15 protein-coding genes are annotated in these 19,050 nt (G+C 44.8%); 10 read left to right on the top strand and 5 right to left on the bottom strand.

Annotation, left to right across the window (positions count from 1 at the left end; translation table 11 throughout):
* The first annotated feature begins 332 nt into the window (after positions 1 to 332).
* The 5 genes from QUA56_RS29165 to QUA56_RS29145 all read left to right on the top strand — a co-directional run bounded on the left by QUA56_RS29165 (position 333) and on the right by QUA56_RS29145 (position 7,335).
* On the top strand, positions 333 to 1,247 hold the full coding sequence (locus QUA56_RS29165) for an SMP-30/gluconolactonase/LRE family protein (RefSeq protein ID WP_333365228.1): 915 nt from the start codon (positions 333 to 335) through the stop codon (positions 1,245 to 1,247).
* Positions 1,248 to 1,404: 157 nt separating this feature from the next.
* Positions 1,405 to 1,740, top strand: a complete 336-nt coding sequence (locus tag QUA56_RS29160) for a DUF5335 family protein (RefSeq protein ID WP_333365227.1) — start codon at positions 1,405 to 1,407, stop codon at positions 1,738 to 1,740.
* A 630-nt stretch (positions 1,741 to 2,370) separates the two neighbouring features.
* Positions 2,371 to 2,922 (top strand): DoxX family protein, encoded by a 552-nt coding sequence (locus QUA56_RS29155; protein ID WP_333365226.1) that lies wholly within the window; start codon positions 2,371 to 2,373, stop codon positions 2,920 to 2,922.
* Between the two features lie 265 nt (positions 2,923 to 3,187).
* Complete coding sequence (locus QUA56_RS29150; RefSeq protein WP_333365225.1) at positions 3,188 to 5,521, top strand: FUSC family protein; 2,334 nt, start codon at positions 3,188 to 3,190, stop codon at positions 5,519 to 5,521.
* 170 nt (positions 5,522 to 5,691) lie between these two features.
* Positions 5,692 to 7,335 (top strand): hypothetical protein, encoded by a 1,644-nt coding sequence (locus tag QUA56_RS29145; protein ID WP_333365224.1) that lies wholly within the window; start codon positions 5,692 to 5,694, stop codon positions 7,333 to 7,335.
* Here the strand turns inward: QUA56_RS29145 and QUA56_RS29140 are convergent.
* From QUA56_RS29140 to QUA56_RS29120, 5 genes are all read right to left on the bottom strand, one after another.
* Positions 7,318 to 8,274, bottom strand: coding sequence for a VOC family protein (locus QUA56_RS29140; protein WP_333365223.1), 957 nt, complete (start codon positions 8,272 to 8,274; stop codon positions 7,318 to 7,320). The genes QUA56_RS29145 and QUA56_RS29140 overlap by 18 nt on opposite strands.
* Before the next feature lie 13 nt (positions 8,275 to 8,287).
* A complete protein-coding gene (locus tag QUA56_RS29135) occupies positions 8,288 to 8,788 on the bottom strand; it encodes a cupin domain-containing protein (protein ID WP_333365222.1) in 501 nt (166 codons plus the stop codon).
* Between the two features lie 123 nt (positions 8,789 to 8,911).
* Complete coding sequence (locus QUA56_RS29130) at positions 8,912 to 9,691, bottom strand: hypothetical protein (RefSeq protein WP_333365221.1); 780 nt, start codon at positions 9,689 to 9,691, stop codon at positions 8,912 to 8,914.
* Positions 9,692 to 9,895: 204 nt separating this feature from the next.
* Positions 9,896 to 12,523, bottom strand: a complete 2,628-nt coding sequence (locus tag QUA56_RS29125) for an MGH1-like glycoside hydrolase domain-containing protein (protein WP_333365220.1) — start codon at positions 12,521 to 12,523, stop codon at positions 9,896 to 9,898.
* Positions 12,524 to 13,336 carry an SDR family oxidoreductase gene (locus QUA56_RS29120; RefSeq protein WP_333365219.1) on the bottom strand — a complete coding sequence of 271 codons (813 nt, stop codon included), beginning with the start codon at positions 13,334 to 13,336 and terminating at the stop codon, positions 12,524 to 12,526.
* A 662-nt stretch (positions 13,337 to 13,998) separates the two neighbouring features.
* Between QUA56_RS29120 and QUA56_RS29115 the strand changes: the two genes are divergently transcribed.
* The 5 genes from QUA56_RS29115 to QUA56_RS29095 all read left to right on the top strand — a co-directional run bounded on the left by QUA56_RS29115 (position 13,999) and on the right by QUA56_RS29095 (position 18,712).
* Positions 13,999 to 14,496 carry a DUF2231 domain-containing protein gene (locus QUA56_RS29115; RefSeq protein WP_333365218.1) on the top strand — a complete coding sequence of 166 codons (498 nt, stop codon included), beginning with the start codon at positions 13,999 to 14,001 and terminating at the stop codon, positions 14,494 to 14,496.
* On the top strand, positions 14,493 to 15,098 hold the full coding sequence (locus QUA56_RS29110; protein ID WP_333365217.1) for a DUF2231 domain-containing protein: 606 nt from the start codon (positions 14,493 to 14,495) through the stop codon (positions 15,096 to 15,098). The genes QUA56_RS29115 and QUA56_RS29110 overlap by 4 nt, the downstream gene beginning before the upstream one ends.
* A gap of 444 nt (positions 15,099 to 15,542) precedes the next feature.
* The gene (locus QUA56_RS29105) at positions 15,543 to 16,301 is read left to right on the top strand and encodes a cytochrome c oxidase subunit II (RefSeq protein WP_333365216.1); all 759 of its coding nucleotides are present in this window, start codon (positions 15,543 to 15,545) and stop codon (positions 16,299 to 16,301) included.
* A gap of 7 nt (positions 16,302 to 16,308) precedes the next feature.
* On the top strand, positions 16,309 to 17,970 hold the full coding sequence (gene ctaD, locus QUA56_RS29100; protein ID WP_333365215.1) for a cytochrome c oxidase subunit I: 1,662 nt from the start codon (positions 16,309 to 16,311) through the stop codon (positions 17,968 to 17,970).
* 76 nt (positions 17,971 to 18,046) lie between these two features.
* Positions 18,047 to 18,712: a heme-copper oxidase subunit III gene (locus tag QUA56_RS29095; RefSeq protein WP_333365214.1), complete on the top strand. Its 666-nt coding sequence runs from the start codon at positions 18,047 to 18,049 to the stop codon at positions 18,710 to 18,712.
* Positions 18,713 to 19,050 lie beyond the last annotated feature (338 nt).

Genomic DNA, 19,050 nt, shown 5'->3' with positions numbered 1-19,050 from the left:
GCAGCAGGATTATTTGTCGTAAATTCGGCGGTGATAATCGCTCTTGCGATAGATTGTTTGATTCAGGTTATAACTTAAACTCAATAAAGTCGTCTGTCTGATGGCTTATTATTACAAAAACTCCTTCAAATTTTCGTCAAGAATTAAATTCGGAATTACTCATCTCTCTCTTCTTTTCCTCTGTGTACTCTGCGCTCTCTGCGGTTAAATCATTCCGATCCAACCGGAATAATTGATATGAGCTGTAATTGCCGCTAATTAAACGACAATTAGCCAGAACTCAAAGCTGCAATCATCGCACCTCAACATTTGTTAAAAGGCAGAAAATAGCCATGCCTGAAACCATCGAAATCTATGACGATCGCCTGCGTCGGCTGGTGCGCCCAGATGCCTCGCTCCAAAAGCTGGCTAACGGTGCCGTTCATAGCGAGGGTCCCGTTTACTTCCACGAAGATGACAGCGTGGTGTGGAGTGATGCTCACGGCAACCGCCTGTTGCGCTGGAGTGCCCGTGATGGCGTGAGTGTGCTGCGCGACCCGTCCGACTATCAAAGTGGTAATTACCGCGACTTGGAGGGTCGTCTGGTCGCTTGTTCGTCGGGTTCTCGCGCGATCGTCAGACGCGATCGCGACGGTCAGTGGAAGGTTTTAGTAGACCGTTATCAGGGTAAGCGCCTGAACAGCCCGAATGACCTGGTAGTGAAAAGTGACGGCACGATTTGGTTCACCGACCCTTCTTACGGCATCACTGATCCCAACCAAGGGTACGGTGGCGAACAGGAACAACGTGGATGTTTCGTGTACCGCTTTGACCCAGCGACGGGTGACATCGATGCGATCGTAACAGATATGGTGCGCCCTAACGGACTCGCTTTCAGTCCCGACGAAAACCTGCTGTACGTATCCGATACCGCTGCTTTCAACATCCCCGATGGGCCTCATCATATCCGCGTGTACGAGGTCGTAAACGGTAGGCGTGTAACCAACGATCGCGATCGCGTATTTGCAGTCATCGATCCGGGTCAACCCGACGGGTTGCGCGTGGACGAGTACGGCAATATCTTTACTAGCTCTAAGGATAGCGTGCAGGTGTATGCGCCCGATGGCACTCGCTTAGGGAAAATCTTAGTGCCGGAGACTTGTGCTAACCTCACCTTTGGTGGAGTGGAGCGCGATCGCCTGTTTATTACGGCAGGCACATCTTTATATGCGATCGACCTCAATACTCGTGGCGTTCAGCGACCTTAATAGCTTGCTAAGAGCGCCCTACTATGCTAAAGCACCATGCTAACGCGATCGCAGTTTGCTCAACATTTACTAACACAGCTTTCGATTCTTACAGTTCCAGCTTGCAGAAATACAGGTAAGTATCCATACCATTCATCCAAATTTAAAGGAGAAAAAAATGTCAATCAATAAACGAATTCCGGCAGAGCAATGGGTAGAGTTTTGCGATACGTTTACAAATGGTAACAAGGGACGTTTGATTGTGCTTGAAGTGCTCGAGCCGGAACTTGGGGATCAAACCCCTGTTAAAGATCAGCCACTATGGTCATTGGTCTACGATCCTGTCGGTAAAGGGAATGACTTAACCATTGAGATCGGACTTAATGAAGTTAGCTACGGTCATACAATTGATGTTCCCAATGAATTGTGGCAAGAACAAGACGATAACGGCAAGGCTATTGCTTTAGAAATTAAAGCCGAGGGTGGAAGTCAAACGATTATGCGGCTGCTCTAAGTTGCGAATTCTACATCATTTAATTCTCACGACAAAACAGGTAGTTTTTATCAAAATCATGACTCGACTTATTTAGGAGGAAAGACGTGATTAGAAAATAACTGTATTGCCGCTTGGCTGGTTCCGCCCGCATCATTTGTAAGAGGATATTTTAAAAGTCCGGTCAGGTATAATTTAGCCCTTCTAATTGGGCTTAGCTGAGACGATCAATCAAGGTTTGGGTCCATACTTATAGCCTTTCTCAAAAAGATGAGGTATGACTGACAGCTTACATAACCACCCAGACGCTTGAGGGCCGGGGCCCAACAACGTCCGCGAATCTTTCGCTCGAACCGCTATATAGCCTTTCTCAAAAAGGTGAGGTACGAATTTTGACCTGGAAAGCTTGAAAATACAGGGTTTCTGTATACCTCATTTATCTGAGAACTGCTATATAGCAATCCTCGCATCAGTCGCAAAATCGAGCGAGACCAGAATCCTTGCAGTGCGAGCCAGAAAGCTCGCGTATAATGCAAGCAAATCATTGAGGATTGCTATAGATGCTTCTTTGTGCCAACTATGAGGTAAAACGACCCTTTTAAAACATCTTCTAACACAATTAAATTTAGAGACGAAGAGTCAAACCTGATAATGATTTACAAATTTGTTTTTGGCTTGGTGCTGAACTTTCTATTAACTCCTAACATTTCATCTAATCTCCCAGAGCTAAGTCCAAACCTACTCAGTTCGCTCAATACTGTGTTCCCAGCCGGACTGCAAGGTGCGATGCTTTTAGTATTAAGAGTTAGTGTCGGTGTATTGTTCCTGCTGCACGGCTATCCTAAAATAACGCATCTTCGACAGTGGGCTGATTTACTGAAAATGCCGATCTTTCTTTGCTTTCTATCAGCAGCATCGATGTTGGGCGGCGGGATTTGCCTAATTCTGGGATTTCTTACTCTATTAGCGAGTCTACCAATTCTCGGCTCGATGGTATTTGCAATGGTTTTAGAAATTGCACAAGGGTTGCCTTTTGTGGCTCGCGATCCCTATTTAATTCCTGAAGAACAGTATCAGGGGCCTTTAGGGAAAGGCGAACCGCCAAGCTGGGAAAAGGCGTTTATGTATTGTGTCATGCTGATTGCGATCGCGGTTTTAGGCCCAGGTGCGTATTCGCTGGACGCTCTGATTTTTGGACGGTGAACCCACGCTTACCTTTCAGATGTATTCTATGTCAAGCTTTTTAAATTAATCATTGCTAACAATAGTCCGGACAGTTTTCAATCACTAACGGCAGAATGCGGGTTTCAGCCTTCTCAGTGAGGTGAAATGCTAACGGTAGAATGAGGGTTTCAGCCTCGGTCTCAAAAACTGTCCGGAGTATTGATTGCTAAAGAATATGTTAAAAAACTTTTTTGTCTCATCACTGGTATCAGCAGTTAATTTAATTTAAAGAGGTAGCCTAGTAATGCCATCTGACCATCGACAATCTCTCAACTGGCTGTTGCAGCAGTTTCAGCCCTTGCCCGGTAAGCCTGACATCCTCTACGGCTTGCGTACCCTTTTGGTAGTGAGCGGGCCCATTGCAGTTGGATTCATTACAGGTCATCCGGCTGCAAGTACGATCGCGGTGATGGGAGCCATGTTTGTTGGGATGGTCGATACGGGTGGAGCCTACCGCCAAAAAGCGACTGTCATGCTCGCAGCAACCATTGGCGTTACTGTCGCCTTGCTAATCGCAAATCTGGTTAGTAGTAACCTTTGGCTGGCTATTCCAACCACTTTCTTAGTGATGTTCATCGCTGGCTTAGCTGGTCTGTTTGGTACGATCGCCGGGACGGTTAGCCTGGTTACATCAACTATGTTTATCGTCTCGCTAGCAAAATTCGCTTCGTTCCCAGATTTATCTACTGTTTTTCTTCAATGCGCGCTGTGCCTAGCTGGAGGTGTCTGGGCGATGGTGTTATCTCTAGGATTGTGGGTGTTACGCCCTTATACACCAGCGATCGAGGCAGCCAGCAGTTGTTATGCGACATTGAGCAAATTTTTGCAAATGGCAAGCGAGATACCATTAACTCTGGAGGAGCGTCAGAAGTGGGCAGAGCAATTCTTACAAGGTCAAGACAGCGTAATACAGGATTTGACCTCTGCCCGGAGTGTTTGGGGTGCTGTGTGGACGGGCCGAGAAACTGCTGATTTGCGCGGCAATCAGTTACTCGTCTTAATTGAGGATGTCAACCAAATTACCAATTCTGTTGTAGCACTGGTGGAACTGTTAGCGATCGCCTCTTCTCGTCCCTTATTCCACCAGCAGTTACACAGAGAAATTCAGCAAGTGCTAGAAGCATCGGCAACGGGTCTGCAAATCTTGTCAGATGCACTTGCTAAAGGAAAGAATGTTGTTCGCTTGGGAGATATAGATCGGGCGATCGAGGCACTAGAATACCAATGGCAAGTCATACACTCTCAAGTCCTGAATCAGGCGAGTTTGGCTCACGCAGATGACTATGCTGACTTAGTAAGTATTGGCAAGATTGTAGCTAGTCTCAAAGCCCTAGCAGAACAAATTCATACCGATGCGGAAATTGCCACAGATTTACAACGAGGAGAAAGGCGCAGCATCGCCCAGCTAAACATTTATCCCCCGATAGAGCCACAGCGTTCTTCAATCATTGACACGCTGCGGAACAATCTCACGTTTAATTCTGTTATTTTTCGTCACGCTTTGCGGCTGGCGCTAATAGTAACAACTGCCCAATTAGTAGCCTTGCTATTGCAAGTACCCACAGGCTATTGGGTAACACTCACTGCTGTAGTTGCCCTAAAGCCGAACTTTGGCGGTACTTCTCAGACAACTGTGCAACGGGTGATTGGAACCACATTAGGGGGCATCTTTGGCATTTGCCTGGTCATACTTATCCACAATCCAGTGGCAATATTAGTCTGTCTTCTGATACTCTTAGTCACTGCTATGTCGGTGCGATCGCTAAGCTACGGCATCTTTATCACTCTCCTTACTCCCGCAGTCATATTGCTACTGAATATGACGAGTCAAGGCGGCTGGGAGATTGGAGTATTACGCATTGTCGATAGCTTAATTGGAGGCATTTTAGCATTACTCGGCAGCTATTTGTTATTCCCCAGTTGGGAGCGATCGCAACTTCCGGCACAACTGGCAACAACGATTCGCTCTAATCTCGCGTACTTTCAACAGGTTGCAGCTAGCTATATCAACCCAGAACAAAAGTGCTCTACTGAAACTATCAGAAACCTGCGTCATCAAGCGGCATTAGAGAATGCAAATGCTGCTGCTGCGGCTCAAAGGTTATTCAGCGAACCCCGTCACGTTCGAGGAGAAGTAGAACCGATCGCGATGCTAATACTTTACATTCGTGCTTTTTTCAGCTCAGTTACAACCCTAGCAGAACATCAGCAGAAATTTAGCGGAGAGTACCAATTTGCAGATTTCCAACGATTTACCGATGCGATTGTCCAAATTTTAGAGAACTTAGCAAATGCGCTGGAACAGGGAAACCCACCTCTAGCTTTACCGAGGCTAGATATTTATATCGAAGCAATTCACAACGATATTGAACAGTTACATATCACTAGGATATCAGAGTTGGCTACGAATCCAGGTTCTGTAACGTCAACGAGGCAAGCTGTTCGAGAACAAACTCCTGTTTCCACACAACTAGACCGAATTGCCCATGAAATGAAATGTCTGCATTGTGCGATCGATCGTTTGCAAGCATCTCTGCATGAGAGAGTACAACCAGTATCTAGTTCTAGCAAACGCTGAGAAAAGGTGTTTATGGACTGGCTGAGGTGGAGAGCGATCGCGATTTTAGGTCTGGGTGCGTATTCGTTGGGTGCTATCATTTTTGGAGGATGAATAAGTATCACTCATGCCTTACAATAAATAACCGTCAAGCCCTAGTTGTTAGAGGCATTAAATAAATGAAGATCATAGTGGAAGATGACTCAGAATTTAACGAGAGATTTGGGGGTATAGAAGTCTACAGGCCTCGAAATTTTGGTAAGTTAAAACTTCGTATTGAGTCTGAGGCACACTTGCGTTCAGCATTCTCCCCCGGTATTTACTCCGAGCCAGAAGAAATCAATAAGATTCTGTTACATCAGTTTGCGTTTTATTCAAAAAAGTTTGAAGAAATTATTCCAAAATTAGCTTCACATAACTTTATTGAGTTTGTTCTTTTTCAATTTGACCAAGCATCGGTTATTGAAGATAAGTATAAGCATGGGCAACTTTCCGAGCCTGAAGCATCTAGATGGAGAAAGTTAGGTTCAATATTCAGGAGAGCTGTAAAATACCTTGCTGAACGCATTGTTCTATTACAACCGGATGAAACACCTGATAGTCCGGAAGAGTTTCTTAGATCACTGCTTGATGAAATATGGATTGCCGCAGAAGAGATGGTCGATCTTTATCTAGTCAGCGATCAAACTTTTATGGTTTTTCCAGAACATACAACTTTTGAAATATATCCTGAAGGTAGTTTCGATCTTTGGAGCATAGATGTACAGAAGGAATGTGATATACAGGAAGCGGTCAGACGTGATACAACAAACCAGCGTTCTGTTATCGGAGCAGATGCAAGTTTTATCATCGATATTAGCATTCATAATCAAATTATTGGCAATGCCCTGAAGGAAACAATTGGTATATCTTATCAAGAAGTGATAAATTTACTAATCATCGTAATACGGGATTCGATGCCAGCACCAGAAGAGCGTTTTCCTGTTTTGTTCCTACATCGCTCTAACTTAGTTGAGACGTTGCATCAGTACACAAAGCTGCCAAGAGAAGCTATTGAAATTGTCCTAGACAGCTTCACAATACGAAAAGTTGACATGGAATCAGAAGGTAGAGCAGTTTGGAAACCTAAACAGGAATACCGTTCTCTTCGACGTGGATTTTTTGAAATGCCACATCCCACTGGAACTCATCTTGCATTTGCTAGAAGCATGGCTCTAGAGTCTTTAAATCAGCTTGCTAGGAATGTAGTGTTTAGACAGATTCCATCAGAATGGAAAAGTCAAACAGTTGATGCAGCCATTGCAAGCCTTTCCAATCAATCAGGAAGTTGGTTTGAAACTGTTGTAGAAAAAAATCTAAAACTTATTGGATTTATTGGATTGAGGTCTGTAAAAAAGCAGATTGGAAGTCAGGATAATGCTATTAGAATCCCTAGAGAAGTTGGCGAAATAGATTTTTTGGGTTACTCCGAAAGCGAAAAAATAATACTCATAGCTGAATGCAAAATGGTTCAAGGAGGTTTTGAAGGGAAGTTTTTTCGAGATGACATAAAAGATTTTATTACTTCTAAAAAATCATATTTAAAGAAGTATAGCCGTAAGGTTAAATGGTTGCAGGAGAACATGGATATTGTAATAAATGCCCTGAATTCAACTAGACTCTATAGCGCACCTATCCAACCCTTGGCAATTGCAACAGCAATCATAACTTACTACCCAACAATCGTTCAGTGTTTTATCGAGGAATATCCTTGTGTGAGTATCACGAACTTGATGCTTGATTATAAAGAAAAGGGTGAATGGCCATATACAAAAGGTTTATTCCGCAATCAGTAATACACCATGTCCGTCAGGGTCTTTAACCAAGCAACCTTGACGATAAGGACAGCAGCTTTCTGTAAACTCCACAACCCGCGACGACACAATCTCAACACCATTCTGCCACAATATCTCCGCAGCCTGCTCAATGTCGTTGACAACTAGCTCAATTTGCATATTGGCAATATCGTAACTTTTCCAGTCACTCGGCATCGGACGACTATTTGGAGGCACAAGATAGTCTAGCAGTTCAATACCTAAACCGCCTCGATTAGGTCGCAGTGCTGTAATTCGGACTTCAACTTCTTCTGGTAAATTATCAAGTCGAGCTTGCGTTTCACCTTGGTTGAAACTGCCACCCTCAACTTGCATTCCCAGGAGGTCGCGGTAAAATTTTAGACTCTGCTCGGTGTTGCTAATCGCGATCGCACTATGGTCGATTCCTAGAAACAAGCGATCGCTCTTGTGATGCCACTTGTCTTGCCCTTTATCATCAGGAAACCAAATTAACTCTAAAGGGTGGCGATCGCAGTCTTTGAACTTGAAGGCTCGTACACCAGCAGATGCTTTATTCTCGGCTGGTATCGTCTGCGGTTCAACTGAAATCGGGTCAATTGGAAACGATCGCAAATGAGCATAAGCCCGATCCATATCACTAACTGCGATCGCCAAATGTTGAAACCACAAATCATTACTTTGTGAATCCTTGGGAAGAGGTTTTCCCTCAATATTGAGGTACTGCATCAGCTCAATGAGTTCATCTCCAAGCTGCAAGGTAACAATGCGAATTGTTGCCTCAGCCACGCCTAATAAGTCGCTGTAATCCTCTGTTTCAACCGTGATGTCTGAAACTGGTTCAAATCCTAGTGCTTGCGTATAGAAATCCTGAGAGCGATCGGCATCACTCACTGTTAATCCAATAGCACGAATCCGTTGTACCTGAATGCGATTCAACATAAAAATTTTGAGATTATCGAAAACGGCAAGCCTGCCCAATCGTCGGCGTTTCTTCAAGTTGTACAATCATCAGAACTGCGGGCACATCGCCGACAGTACCAGAAAGATGTCCCTTCTGTCCCTGCGCGTTGGCTTTAGTATTCTGGTCTTCTCCAAACGAAATTTCACCAACACCCATCTCCACTCGTTGGCCATCCATCGTCTCCACAAACCAGCGTCCCGATAGCGGAATAATCCACTGGGGTTTCGGATTTTCATGCCAAGTGCCAATCCAGCCAACAGGTTGCACCGTAAAGACGACGGTAGCACCAACTTGCTGCATCTGTTCGAGCCACTGAGGAGAGGCAGGTGGTGAAATACTCTTAAGAGTGAAGTCTTGAATTTGGCAAGGGGACTGGTGGCTGATGCCATCTTCGTCAGTCCAGACGTGCCAATAGTCGATCGTCGGGGGTGTTGGATGCTCGCGATCGCTCGATCGCGCTTCAGTTTGTTCGTGGGATGGAAGATGAGTCATAAAAATAAATTTCCTAGGACTTAAGAATTGACAAAAAACATTATCTATGTATTCTAGATCGTGCCATCACTGCTAAGGTTCGCCAAAATACGCTCGCGGACAACTAAAGTGAGTAGTTATTTATTAATTGCTATAACTGTCTTTGCTAGAGTATGTGAGATAAGCAACAAAACCAACAATCAGAATAGCTAAGACAATGCTGATCTGCCCCGTACCAAAACCTACTCCACCAACATCCTGAGATTTACCGATCCAATCTGCGAAGGAAGCGCCCAATGGTCTAGTCAGGATATATGCGAGCCAAAAAGCCCCGACCTCATTAAGTCCTGAGCGCCAGTATACGAGCGCTGGTAGAGCAAATAAAAAGGCAAACAATACACCTGATGTGAAGTACCCCAAACCCCAAGTTGATGCTGTCATATCACCTGCGGCTGTGCCAAGCGCAAATGTAGCCATAACGGTTGCCCAGTAAAATAACTCGCGCCGAAGTGTGTAAATATGATTAATCGATAAAGTTTTCTCGCTCATATACCAAACTGCAAAAATAATACTAAGTACGATGGAAAATCCTACAGTCGATAGGAGATACGAAACACCTAATACAACATGGATAGCATCAGCAGCCATTGTTCCGAATATAGCGACCATAATAATAGCTAACCAATAGACCCAGGGAATATATTTCCGTACTGAAAACTGTATTACTAAAGCAATCACTAATCCACTTCCCCCCAGAGCGACCGCAAAAATTGGGTTCATCTGATGGGCTAGGTAATCTGAAGTTGTTTCGCCCATTCCCGTAGTCAGCAACTTGATAATCCAGAAAAAAATGGTAACTTCTGGCAGCTTTTTGATCCTGCGATGCTGTGCAGATTGTTCTGTACTGTTTGGTTTTGGCTTCATATCTGGGTGGATTTTAGTTGCGGCTTTACTCAATATACAGCACTTTGCGTGACCAAGAGGTACAGCAACTTATACCTCTGTGAATCGTTTTTCTAGTTTACTTTGACTTGTGTGTACACGGTAGCCGTTGCAAGGGGTGACGGCAAAGCCGGGGGGTAGAGATTTGTAGTCATAGTTTCAAGAATTGGTATTAGGAGTAGGCAATCATGGTTTATCGTTTACCTGCTGAATCAATTTGGCAATTAGTGCTGTCCATCCAGTTTGATGACTTGCACCCAATCCAGCCCCGTTGTCGCCGTGAAAGTATTCGTAAAAGAGAATCAAATCGCGCCAATGGGGGTCTTGCTGAAATTTTGCAATACTACCGTAAACCGGACGCTGCCCATCTTGATTTTGCAAGAAAATAGCGATCGACCGTTTCTCCAAATAAGCCGCCACCTCCCAGAGATTGAGCATTACTCCTGAACCTGTTGGACACTCCACTGTGAAGTCATCGCCTAAGTAGTGATAGAACTTTTGCAAGGATTCAATTAGTAGAAAGTTAACTGGAAACCAGACCGGCCCGCGCCAGTTAGAATTACCGCCAAATTGGCCGCTAGTAGACTCAGCAGGCTCATAGTCTACTTGATAGCGAGTGCTATCCCAATCGAAGATAAAGGGATGCTCTCGGTGATAGCGGGAAACCGAGCGGATACCGTGAGGTGAGAGAAATTCATCCTCATCTAACAATCGTCGCAGGATACGGCGCAGCGCTTCGGGGCTAGTAATAGCAAGCAGGCGGCGATCGCCTTCTCCCTCAATGGTCATACAAGCAATGTTTTTTGCCAGTTCGGGACGGTTGTTGAGAAACCACTCAATTTTGTCTTTTAACCCCGGCACAATTTCTAACAAATCTGGCTCGATAGTATCAACTGCAAATAGCGGTATTAATCCCACCATTGAGCGTACTTTCAGTCGCACATCCTCTCCATTTGGTAAGTGCAAGGCATCGTAGTAAAAGCCGTCTTCGTCGTCCCAAAGCACAATTTTTTCAGGGCCTACATGATTAATAGCGTTAGCAATGTAGAGGAAGTGTTCAAAAAACTTCAACGTCATATCGCTGTAGCTTTCGTCCTCACGGGAGAGTTCCAGAGCGATCGCCAGCATATTTAATGAGAACATACTCATCCATGCAGTGCCGTCTGCCTGCTCTAAATATCCCCCCGTTGGTAATGGCTTGCTGCGGTCAAATAGCCCAATGTTATCTAGTCCGAGAAATCCTCCCTGAAACAAGTTTTGTCCTCGTAGGTCTTTGCGGTTTACCCACCAGGTAAAGTAGAGCATCAAGCGGTGAAACATTCGTTCCAAGAAGTTGCGATCGCCCTTTCCAACTCGTTTTTCCTCAATTTTGTAGACGCGCCACGCCGCCCATGCTTGTACCGGAGGATTGACATCGCCAAAAGCCCACTCGTAAGCGGGTAATTGACCGTTGGGGTGCATGGTGCGATCGCCAGTTAATAACAGTAATTGCTGCTTGGCAAAGTTTCCATCGATTAATGCCAAAGCAATGCAGTGGAACGCCAAATCCCAAGCCGCAAACCAGGGATACTCCCACTTATCGGGCATGGAAATAACTTCTTCAGTGTAGAGCGTCCACCACTCAAAATTGCGCCCAGTCAGGCGTTGACTGGGCGGGGTAGGTTCCGCTGAATCTCCATGCAGCCAAGTACGAACATCATATTGATAGAACTGTTTGCTCCACAGCAGTCCGGCAAACGCTTGTCGTTGAACGTTGCGGCAATCCTCGTCTAGACCAGATGTGAGCGTTTCATAAAATTCGTCTGCCTCTGTTTGACGCTGGCGGAAGGTGTCGGCAAATGCTGGATTAAAGGGCGTGTCTGTATATTGGTTGGTGAAGCGAAGTTGAATTACACTGGTCTGTCCCGCCCCAATTTCCAAGTGATACCAAGCTGCTGCTTTTGTACCAACCCGATCGGGATTCACTGCATCATGGTTGTTGTGAATTACATACTCGTGGAAAGCGTCTTTCACATAAGGCGAGGCATTAGCAACTCCGTAGAGGCGTTGGCTGTTAGTCTCATTCTCTGTAAATAAAAGCGGAGGATTCCCATCGCAAAATAACCAATAATCCCCATATTTCTTAGCGATCGCCTTAATTACACCATCAGCAACTTTCGATAGCTGTGACTGCGGTTTATTACCCGTCCAGAGCCAGGTATTGCGAAACCAAAGGGTAGGTAGAACGTCAATTGTGGCTGTTTCTGCCCCCCGATTCGTGACACTGATGCGAATGCAAATATCGTCTGTAGAGGCTTTGGCGTACTCGGCAACCACATCGAAATAGCGATTATCGTCAAACACGCCCGTATCCAATAATTCAAATTCTGGCTGATCCTTGTGGCGATGAGCGTTCTCCTCTACAAGCTGAGTGTAGGGAAATTCCTGTTGCGGATATTTGTACAACCAGCGCATATAGGAATGGGTAGGCGTGTTGTCTAAATAGAAGTAATATTCTTTGACATCCTCACCGTGATTACCTTGTTCGTTGGTCAGCCCAAATAGGCGTTCTTTTAAAATTGGATCGCGGCCATTCCACAGTGCTAGACTAAAGCAGAGTTGACTGTGGCGATCGCACCATCCACCCAGTCCATCTTCACCCCAACGGTAAACGCGCGATCGCGCATGGTCGTGAGGAAAGTAGTCCCAAGCTGAACCGTCAGGTGAATAGTCTTCTCGCACTGTACCCCATTGGCGATCGCTCAGGTAGGAACCCCAACGATACCAAGGTTCATCCGCTTGATTCTCCTCTAACCTTTGCTGTTCTGCGTTCATCTAGCCCCCCGTGGCAAACCCTGGATACAGAGTCATGCCGCCGTCTACAAATAGAGTTTCACCATTGACATAATCTGAGTCGTCCGAGGCAAGCCAAACAGCAGCTTTAGCGATGTCTGCTACATCTCCGACCCGTTTTGCGGGAATGAGCGTTAGTAATTTTGCCTCAGCTTCCGGCGTATCCCAGGCTGCCTTATTAATTGGGGTTTTAATAGCACCGGGTGCAATGCTATTGACCCGAATCCTGTGGGGTGCGAGTTCTTGGGCAATACTTTCCATCATCATGTGGATGCCGCCCTTGCTGGCAGCGTAGTTGACGTGACCCGCCCAAGGAATTACCTCGTGTACCGAACTCATACAAATGATTTTGCCTGCGGCAGAGGAGATATCTGGCTTCACGCCCCGCTTGAGAAACTCTTTTGCTGCTTCGCGGGCGCAGAGAAATTGTCCGGTTAGGTTGATGCCAATCACCAAATTCCAGTGGTCAAGGGTCATGTCTACAAAGGCTGAGTCTTTTTGCAATCCGGCGTTGTTTACCAGGATGTCGATCGTGCCAAAGTGCTGGTACATTTGGTCAAACATCGACAAAACTTCCTCTTCCTTGGCAACGTTTGCACCAATGGCGATCGCTTCCCCACCAACCGATTGAATTTCGCTGACAATCTTTTCTGCTGCTTCCTGTTCAGAATGATAGTTGACTGCAACAGAAGCACCCGATGCAGCCAAAGCACGGGCTACTCCTTCACCAATACCAGAACTAGAACCCGTTACGAGTGCTTTTTGACCTTTGAGAAGATTAGGGGAATAGCTCATATTTTTTCCTCATCTTGTTTTCTAGCAAGTAAATTTTTACCTAATTAAATTAACAACTACTTATCTAATCCTCAAACTATTAGTAACGTAAGTTGCTAGTTATTTGCTTTTAGGGTATTTTAGGGTATGTAGTTGGGCTTTAGCCCTCTTACCCGGGTTGGAATAAGAGGGCTAAAGCCCAACTACATACCTAATTTGAGTTTTAATGGTCAAAGTAGCAACTTGCGTTAGTATCAGGATTGAAGCCAACTGTCCCACTTAAATCAACTTGTAGGGTGCATCCTACCCAATTTTTTGGACACGATCGCTAATTTTACCGCTCTGACGCACCTACTTAATTTAACTAGCAACTTGCGTTAAGCGTCTATTTCTAAGGATAGAATTTTTTGACGACCGTCGATAAAATTACATATTATTTTAATTTTTCAAAAATGTTTTTTGTGATATATGTGAAATTTGATGTCATTAGTGTGTCAAAAATATTACAAGCGATCGCCTTAAAACTTTAGAGAGTTGAAAGCCGAATAGTTTTAGAAGCAAGGGTTGTTTTTTAGGCTTAGATCAATCTTTAGATAGATATGTTTGTTTAGAATTAGTCTCACTCTGTATTTAGAGAAATCCGTGTCAGCTCGCCTCCGGGAGCAAATCCAGTAAAAAAAGCGATGCCTCTGCTTCTGCCTCTCAATAACGCGAATCTACCCTACCCAGATCCGCTCCATCCCATCATCGTCCATTTCGCGATCGCGATGGTGTTTTTTTCTTTCTTCTGCGACGTGGTAGGCTATTTTACCCGCAATCATCGTTTGTTAGAGGTGAGTTTCTGGAATATGTTTGTTGCTTCAGTCAGTATTTTCCTCGCCGTCATCTTTGGTCAGTTTGAAGCGGGTTTGGCCCAACCTTACGAAGCCGTCAAGCCGACACTGAATTTACACACAATTACTGGCTGGTCACTTTCGGCAATTATTGTCGCGATTACCGCATGGCGATTCGCGATTCGCGCCCGCACTCCACAAAAGATACCTGTTGCTTATCTAGGTGTAGCAACATTTTTAGTTTCTTTAGTATTCTTTCAACAATATTTAGGGAGTCAGTTAGTTTGGGTATATGGACTGCACGTAGAACCCGTAGTTGAAGCAACAAAAAATGGAGTTTTACAATGAACTCGCAACTTATCGATCGGTTGTGGTTCAAGCTAGGTGCGAACGGATTACCCTACGAGGTTCCTATTCATCCGCAGCTAGTGCATTTCACTTTGGGTTTATTCATTATTGCCATAATTTTTGATATTGCGGGAACGCTGTTCCGGTTTGAAAAACCAATCCTCAAATTTTTGGCTCTGACTGCTATTCGTTCCAGCTTTTTTGATGTTGGTTGGTACAATCTTTTAGCTAGTGCTGTTATCACATTTTTTACCGTCGCGGCGGGCTTTTTTGAGATTATGCTGGCAAACCCACCCACAAATATCAAAAGTGCTTGGGGGTTGGGGGCTGGTACAACGATGCTGTTGCATGGTGTGGGGGGAATTTTACTGTTAGCAGCGATCGTTGCCATGACCGTGTGGAGGGGATTGCAACGCTACCGCTGGCGCAAAGATGCCACGATCCAAGTGCAATGGAGCTACTTGTTGGTGGGTATTGCCATGTTGGGACTGTTATTTATTCACGGCACTTTAGGAGCGCAGATGGGAGACGAGTTCGGGATACATAATACGGCAGCGGGCTTAATTCGACAAGGTAAAAATCCTAATTTTTTACTCAAATGATGCCAACACATATATAGCTTTTCTCAGGTAGATGAGGTATGAGTATTAATTGGTAATGGGAGTTGTTATAGCCGTTCTCAGAAAGATGAGGTACGTAGTTGGGCTTCAGCCCTCTCAGTTTAAGTGGTTATATAATCTGTCAATCATACCTCATCTTTTTAAGAAAGGCTATAGGTGCTTACCTCACTTAACTATATAAGCACAATTAAGAGGGCTAGAGCATCGACTACCTACCTCACTTACTTGAGAACTGCTATACTAGAATTAGGACTTAGGCAACTGGCCAAATTAGTAGGGTGCGTCAGACAATCAAGCCCTGATTCTATCAGTCAATAACTGCGTCTGACGCACTCTACAAACTACTTAAATGATGGCAACAAAGATACTAGAAAAATTGATTTTACAGGGGATGCGATGAGGAGAATTTTCAACACACTATTATTAATGGTTTTTATCGCGGTAATTATGGTAATAGCCCGCTGGATTGGAGACCAAGCCTACTCTTGGATGCCAATTCAGGCAACGGCAGAAGCGAAACGAGTCGATCAGATATTTAGCTTTTTAACCTCCGTAGGAACGTTCATATTTTTGGCGATCGCAGGCACGATCGGATACTCAATTCTCATCGGTCGCGCGCCCAAGGGAGACTGGAGTCACGGTCATCCTGCCAGAAGCGATGTGAGACTAGAAATCCTCTGGACTGTCGCCCCAACTTTGTTGGTTTTATGGCTTGCAGCTCAAAGTTTCAGCATTTATCAACAACTAGATATTGAGGGGCTACAACCGATCGTACATCTGCACATACCTCTAGAAGAACCTGCTACCGCTGCAACGGTCAAAATCCCCAGTCAACCTGTGGCTGAAAATATTGAGGTTGTTGCTAAACAATGGGTTTGGTCTTTCCGCTATCCAAATAATCTCATTAGTAATGAATTACACCTAAAAGTAAATGAACGTACCCGCTTAAATTTGCATTCCCAAGATGTGATTCACGGTTTTTATGTCCCGGAATTCCGGTTAAAGCAAGATATCATCCCCAACCGCAACATTAACCTGGTATTAACACCCACCAAAATCGGCAAATATCACCTGCGCGATTCCCAATTCAGCGGCACCGACTTTGCCTTGATGGTGGCGAATGTATATGTTGATTCAAGTGAAGCTTATAGTCAATGGCTGTCTCAAGCTGCTACCCCTAAATAAAAAATATATGACAAATAATTCTATCCCAATTACTGACGACTCCGAAAATCGCAACAGCAAACCTGATACCAATTGGCGGGAGTATTTCAGTTTTAGCACCGACCATAAAGTTATCGGTGTTCAGTACATGGTAACGACCTTCATTTTCTTTTTAATTGGCGGGCTGTTGGCGATGATTATTCGTGGCGAACTGCTTACTCCCGAATCAGATTTGGTCGATCGCTCTTTATATAATGGCTTATTCACCTTGCACGGTACGGTGATGATTTTCCTGTGGATTATCCCATTCAATGCTGGTCTTGCCAACTACTTAGTGCCGTTGATGATTGGGGCAAAAGACATGGCGTTTCCAGTTCTGAATGCGATCGCCTTTTGGATAATTCCCCCCGCAGGTATCCTCCTACTATCAAGCTTTTTAGTACAAGGCGGGCCCGCACAAGCTGGCTGGTGGTCTTACCCACCAATCAGCCTCCAAAACCCAACTGGTTATCCCATCAACGGCGAATCAATTTGGATACTAAGTGTAATGCTGCTGGGCATTTCATCGATTATGGGGGGAGTCAACTTTATTACTACAATTGTTTGGATGCGGGCACCGGGGATGACGTTTTTTCGGATGCCGATTTTCGTTTGGACAGTTCTCAGCGCCCAGTTGTTGCAACTAATTTGTCTGCCTTCCCTAACGGGTGCGATCGTATTATTATTTTTTGACCTCACTTTTGGGACAAATTTCTTCAAACCCCTGGAGAATGGCGACCCAATCATCTATCAACACCTATTTTGGTTCTACTCCCATCCGGCAGTTTACGTGATGGCGCTGCCTGCTTTCGGCATCTTTTCGGAAATTCTCCCCGCCTTTTCTCGCAATCCTTTGTTTGGCTATCGATCGGTTGCGATCGCTTCTTTTGGAATTGGTTTAGTCAGCATCTTTGTCTGGGTACACCATATGTTTGCCAGTGCTACACCCAATTGGATGCGGATACTATTTATGGTTTCCTCAATGTTGGTAGCTGTCCCTACTGGTGTCAAAGTATTTGCTTGGACTGCCACAGTTTGGAATGGCAGACTGCATCTTTTAACCCCCATGTTATTTGCCTTGGGAGGTGTGGTGATGTTTGTTTTCGGTGGACTTACTGGCATCATGCTTAGTTCAGTGCCGTTTGATATTCATGTCAACAACACCTACTTTGTGGTCGGTCACTTCCACTACGTCGTCCACAATACAATCACGATGGCAATCTTTGCAGCGATTTACTTCTGGTTCCCAAAAATAACCGGACGAATGTACGCCGAAGGCTGGGGAAAAGTGCATTTCTTTTTAACTTTTATCGGTGCTAATCTCACTTTCTTTCCCATGCACCCACTGGGTTTACAAGGCATGGTGCGCCGGGTTTCCTCTTACGATCCGCAGTTCCAAGGATGGAATATTGTTGCTAGTTTGGGAGGGTTTTTGTTAGGGATGTCTACGCTACCCTTTATTGCCAATATGGTCGGTTCTTTGCTATTGGGTAAAAAAGTATCCGATAATCCTTGGCACGCTACAGGGTTAGAGTGGAAGACCTCTTCACCGCCACCTAGAGAGAATTTTGAGGAAATTCCTGTTGTCAATGAGCCGCCTTATCATTACAACTCTAAAGCGATACCAGAGGCTGTCGTTACTCAAGAATAGATCGGGCGAGGAGGAGTAATTGAGTAGTTTTATTTAATCTAAAATTCAAAATTCAAAATTCAAAATCATCTGAGTTATGCCAAATCCTACACATCATATAGATGAAAGCCCGATCCGTTTCGATCGCCTAGTACAGTCCCTGCCTAATTGGTTGCAAAGGTTCTTGCCAATTGGTGGCGGCATAGCTCACGATCATCATGGTAAAGGGATGTTCGGCGTTACCGTATTCCTACTGTCGGAGAGCCTAATCTTTCTCAGTTTTTTCTTCACCTATATTGCTCTACGATTGACCCATTCCAACTGGTTGCCACCTGGTATCAAGGGCCCGGAATTGTCTAAATTTATTATTATTAATACTGTGGTGCTGCTTTCGAGTAGCTTCGTTATCCAAGCCGCAGAAAACGCTCTAAAACGCCAGAAAATTATTAGATTTCGCTGGCTTTGGGCCTTGACTTCTGGTATGGGAATTTACTTCTTAGTTGGTGTGGCGATCGAGTGGAGTAACCTTAACTTCCGGTTGACGGAGGGGCTGATGGGTGGCACATTTTACCTGCTGACTGGCTTCCACGGGCTGCACGTTCTTACAGGGATTCTCTTGCAGTTACTGATGCTGGCTCGTTCATTCATTCGAGGCAACTACAACAAGAGTCACTTTGGTGTCAGTGCAACTACTTTGTTCTGGCACTTTGTTGATGCGATCTGGGTTGTCCTATTCTCACTGATCTATCTCTGGCCACCCTAGAAATTTGCAGTCTTAAGATGAATGGTTATTTGTTACCAAATCGTATTTAAATATTGCTATATAGCTTTTCTCAGGTAAATTAGGTGCTCGTGGGCATTGGGTATTGGGCATTGGGTATTGATGGTTCCTTTTCCCGCTCCGAATTGAATTGCGCGTACCTCATTTCCTTGAAAACCGCTATATTAAGGAGATGAGTTTGCAGATACGGTACTAGGAATAAAAGCAACTAGGAAGAAAAGCAGATTATGAAATCTTTGTTACAGCCCACATTCCGCAGGTCTTTAAATAGAATTGATGGTTATAAATTTTAAAAATTCAACCCTGAAGTGATTACTGGG

Source organism: Microcoleus sp. N3A4, from assembly GCF_036701805.1.
Taxonomy (GTDB): Bacteria; Cyanobacteriota; Cyanobacteriia; order Cyanobacteriales; family Microcoleaceae; genus Microcoleus.
Note: the sequence above shows the minus strand (reverse complement) of the source record. Positions and strands in the feature narration are given on the sequence as shown.

Excerpts from the sequence above, each read along its gene's own strand:
- QUA56_RS29165 (WP_333365228.1), top strand. The coding sequence starts at position 333 with ATGCCTGAAACCATCGAAATCTATGACGATCGCCTGCGTCGGCTGGTG.
- QUA56_RS29160 (WP_333365227.1), top strand. The coding sequence starts at position 1,405 with ATGTCAATCAATAAACGAATTCCGGCAGAGCAATGGGTAGAGTTTTGC.
- QUA56_RS29155 (WP_333365226.1), top strand. The coding sequence starts at position 2,371 with ATGATTTACAAATTTGTTTTTGGCTTGGTGCTGAACTTTCTATTAACT.
- QUA56_RS29150 (WP_333365225.1), top strand. The coding sequence starts at position 3,188 with ATGCCATCTGACCATCGACAATCTCTCAACTGGCTGTTGCAGCAGTTT.
- QUA56_RS29140 (WP_333365223.1), bottom strand. The coding sequence starts at position 8,274 with ATGTTGAATCGCATTCAGGTACAACGGATTCGTGCTATTGGATTAACA.
- QUA56_RS29135 (WP_333365222.1), bottom strand. The coding sequence starts at position 8,788 with ATGACTCATCTTCCATCCCACGAACAAACTGAAGCGCGATCGAGCGAT.
- QUA56_RS29130 (WP_333365221.1), bottom strand. The coding sequence starts at position 9,691 with ATGAAGCCAAAACCAAACAGTACAGAACAATCTGCACAGCATCGCAGG.
- QUA56_RS29125 (WP_333365220.1), bottom strand. The coding sequence starts at position 12,523 with ATGAACGCAGAACAGCAAAGGTTAGAGGAGAATCAAGCGGATGAACCT.
- QUA56_RS29120 (WP_333365219.1), bottom strand. The coding sequence starts at position 13,336 with ATGAGCTATTCCCCTAATCTTCTCAAAGGTCAAAAAGCACTCGTAACG.
- QUA56_RS29115 (WP_333365218.1), top strand. The coding sequence starts at position 13,999 with ATGCCTCTGCTTCTGCCTCTCAATAACGCGAATCTACCCTACCCAGAT.
- QUA56_RS29110 (WP_333365217.1), top strand. The coding sequence starts at position 14,493 with ATGAACTCGCAACTTATCGATCGGTTGTGGTTCAAGCTAGGTGCGAAC.
- QUA56_RS29105 (WP_333365216.1), top strand. The coding sequence starts at position 15,543 with ATGGTTTTTATCGCGGTAATTATGGTAATAGCCCGCTGGATTGGAGAC.
- ctaD (WP_333365215.1), top strand. The coding sequence starts at position 16,309 with ATGACAAATAATTCTATCCCAATTACTGACGACTCCGAAAATCGCAAC.
- QUA56_RS29095 (WP_333365214.1), top strand. The coding sequence starts at position 18,047 with ATGCCAAATCCTACACATCATATAGATGAAAGCCCGATCCGTTTCGAT.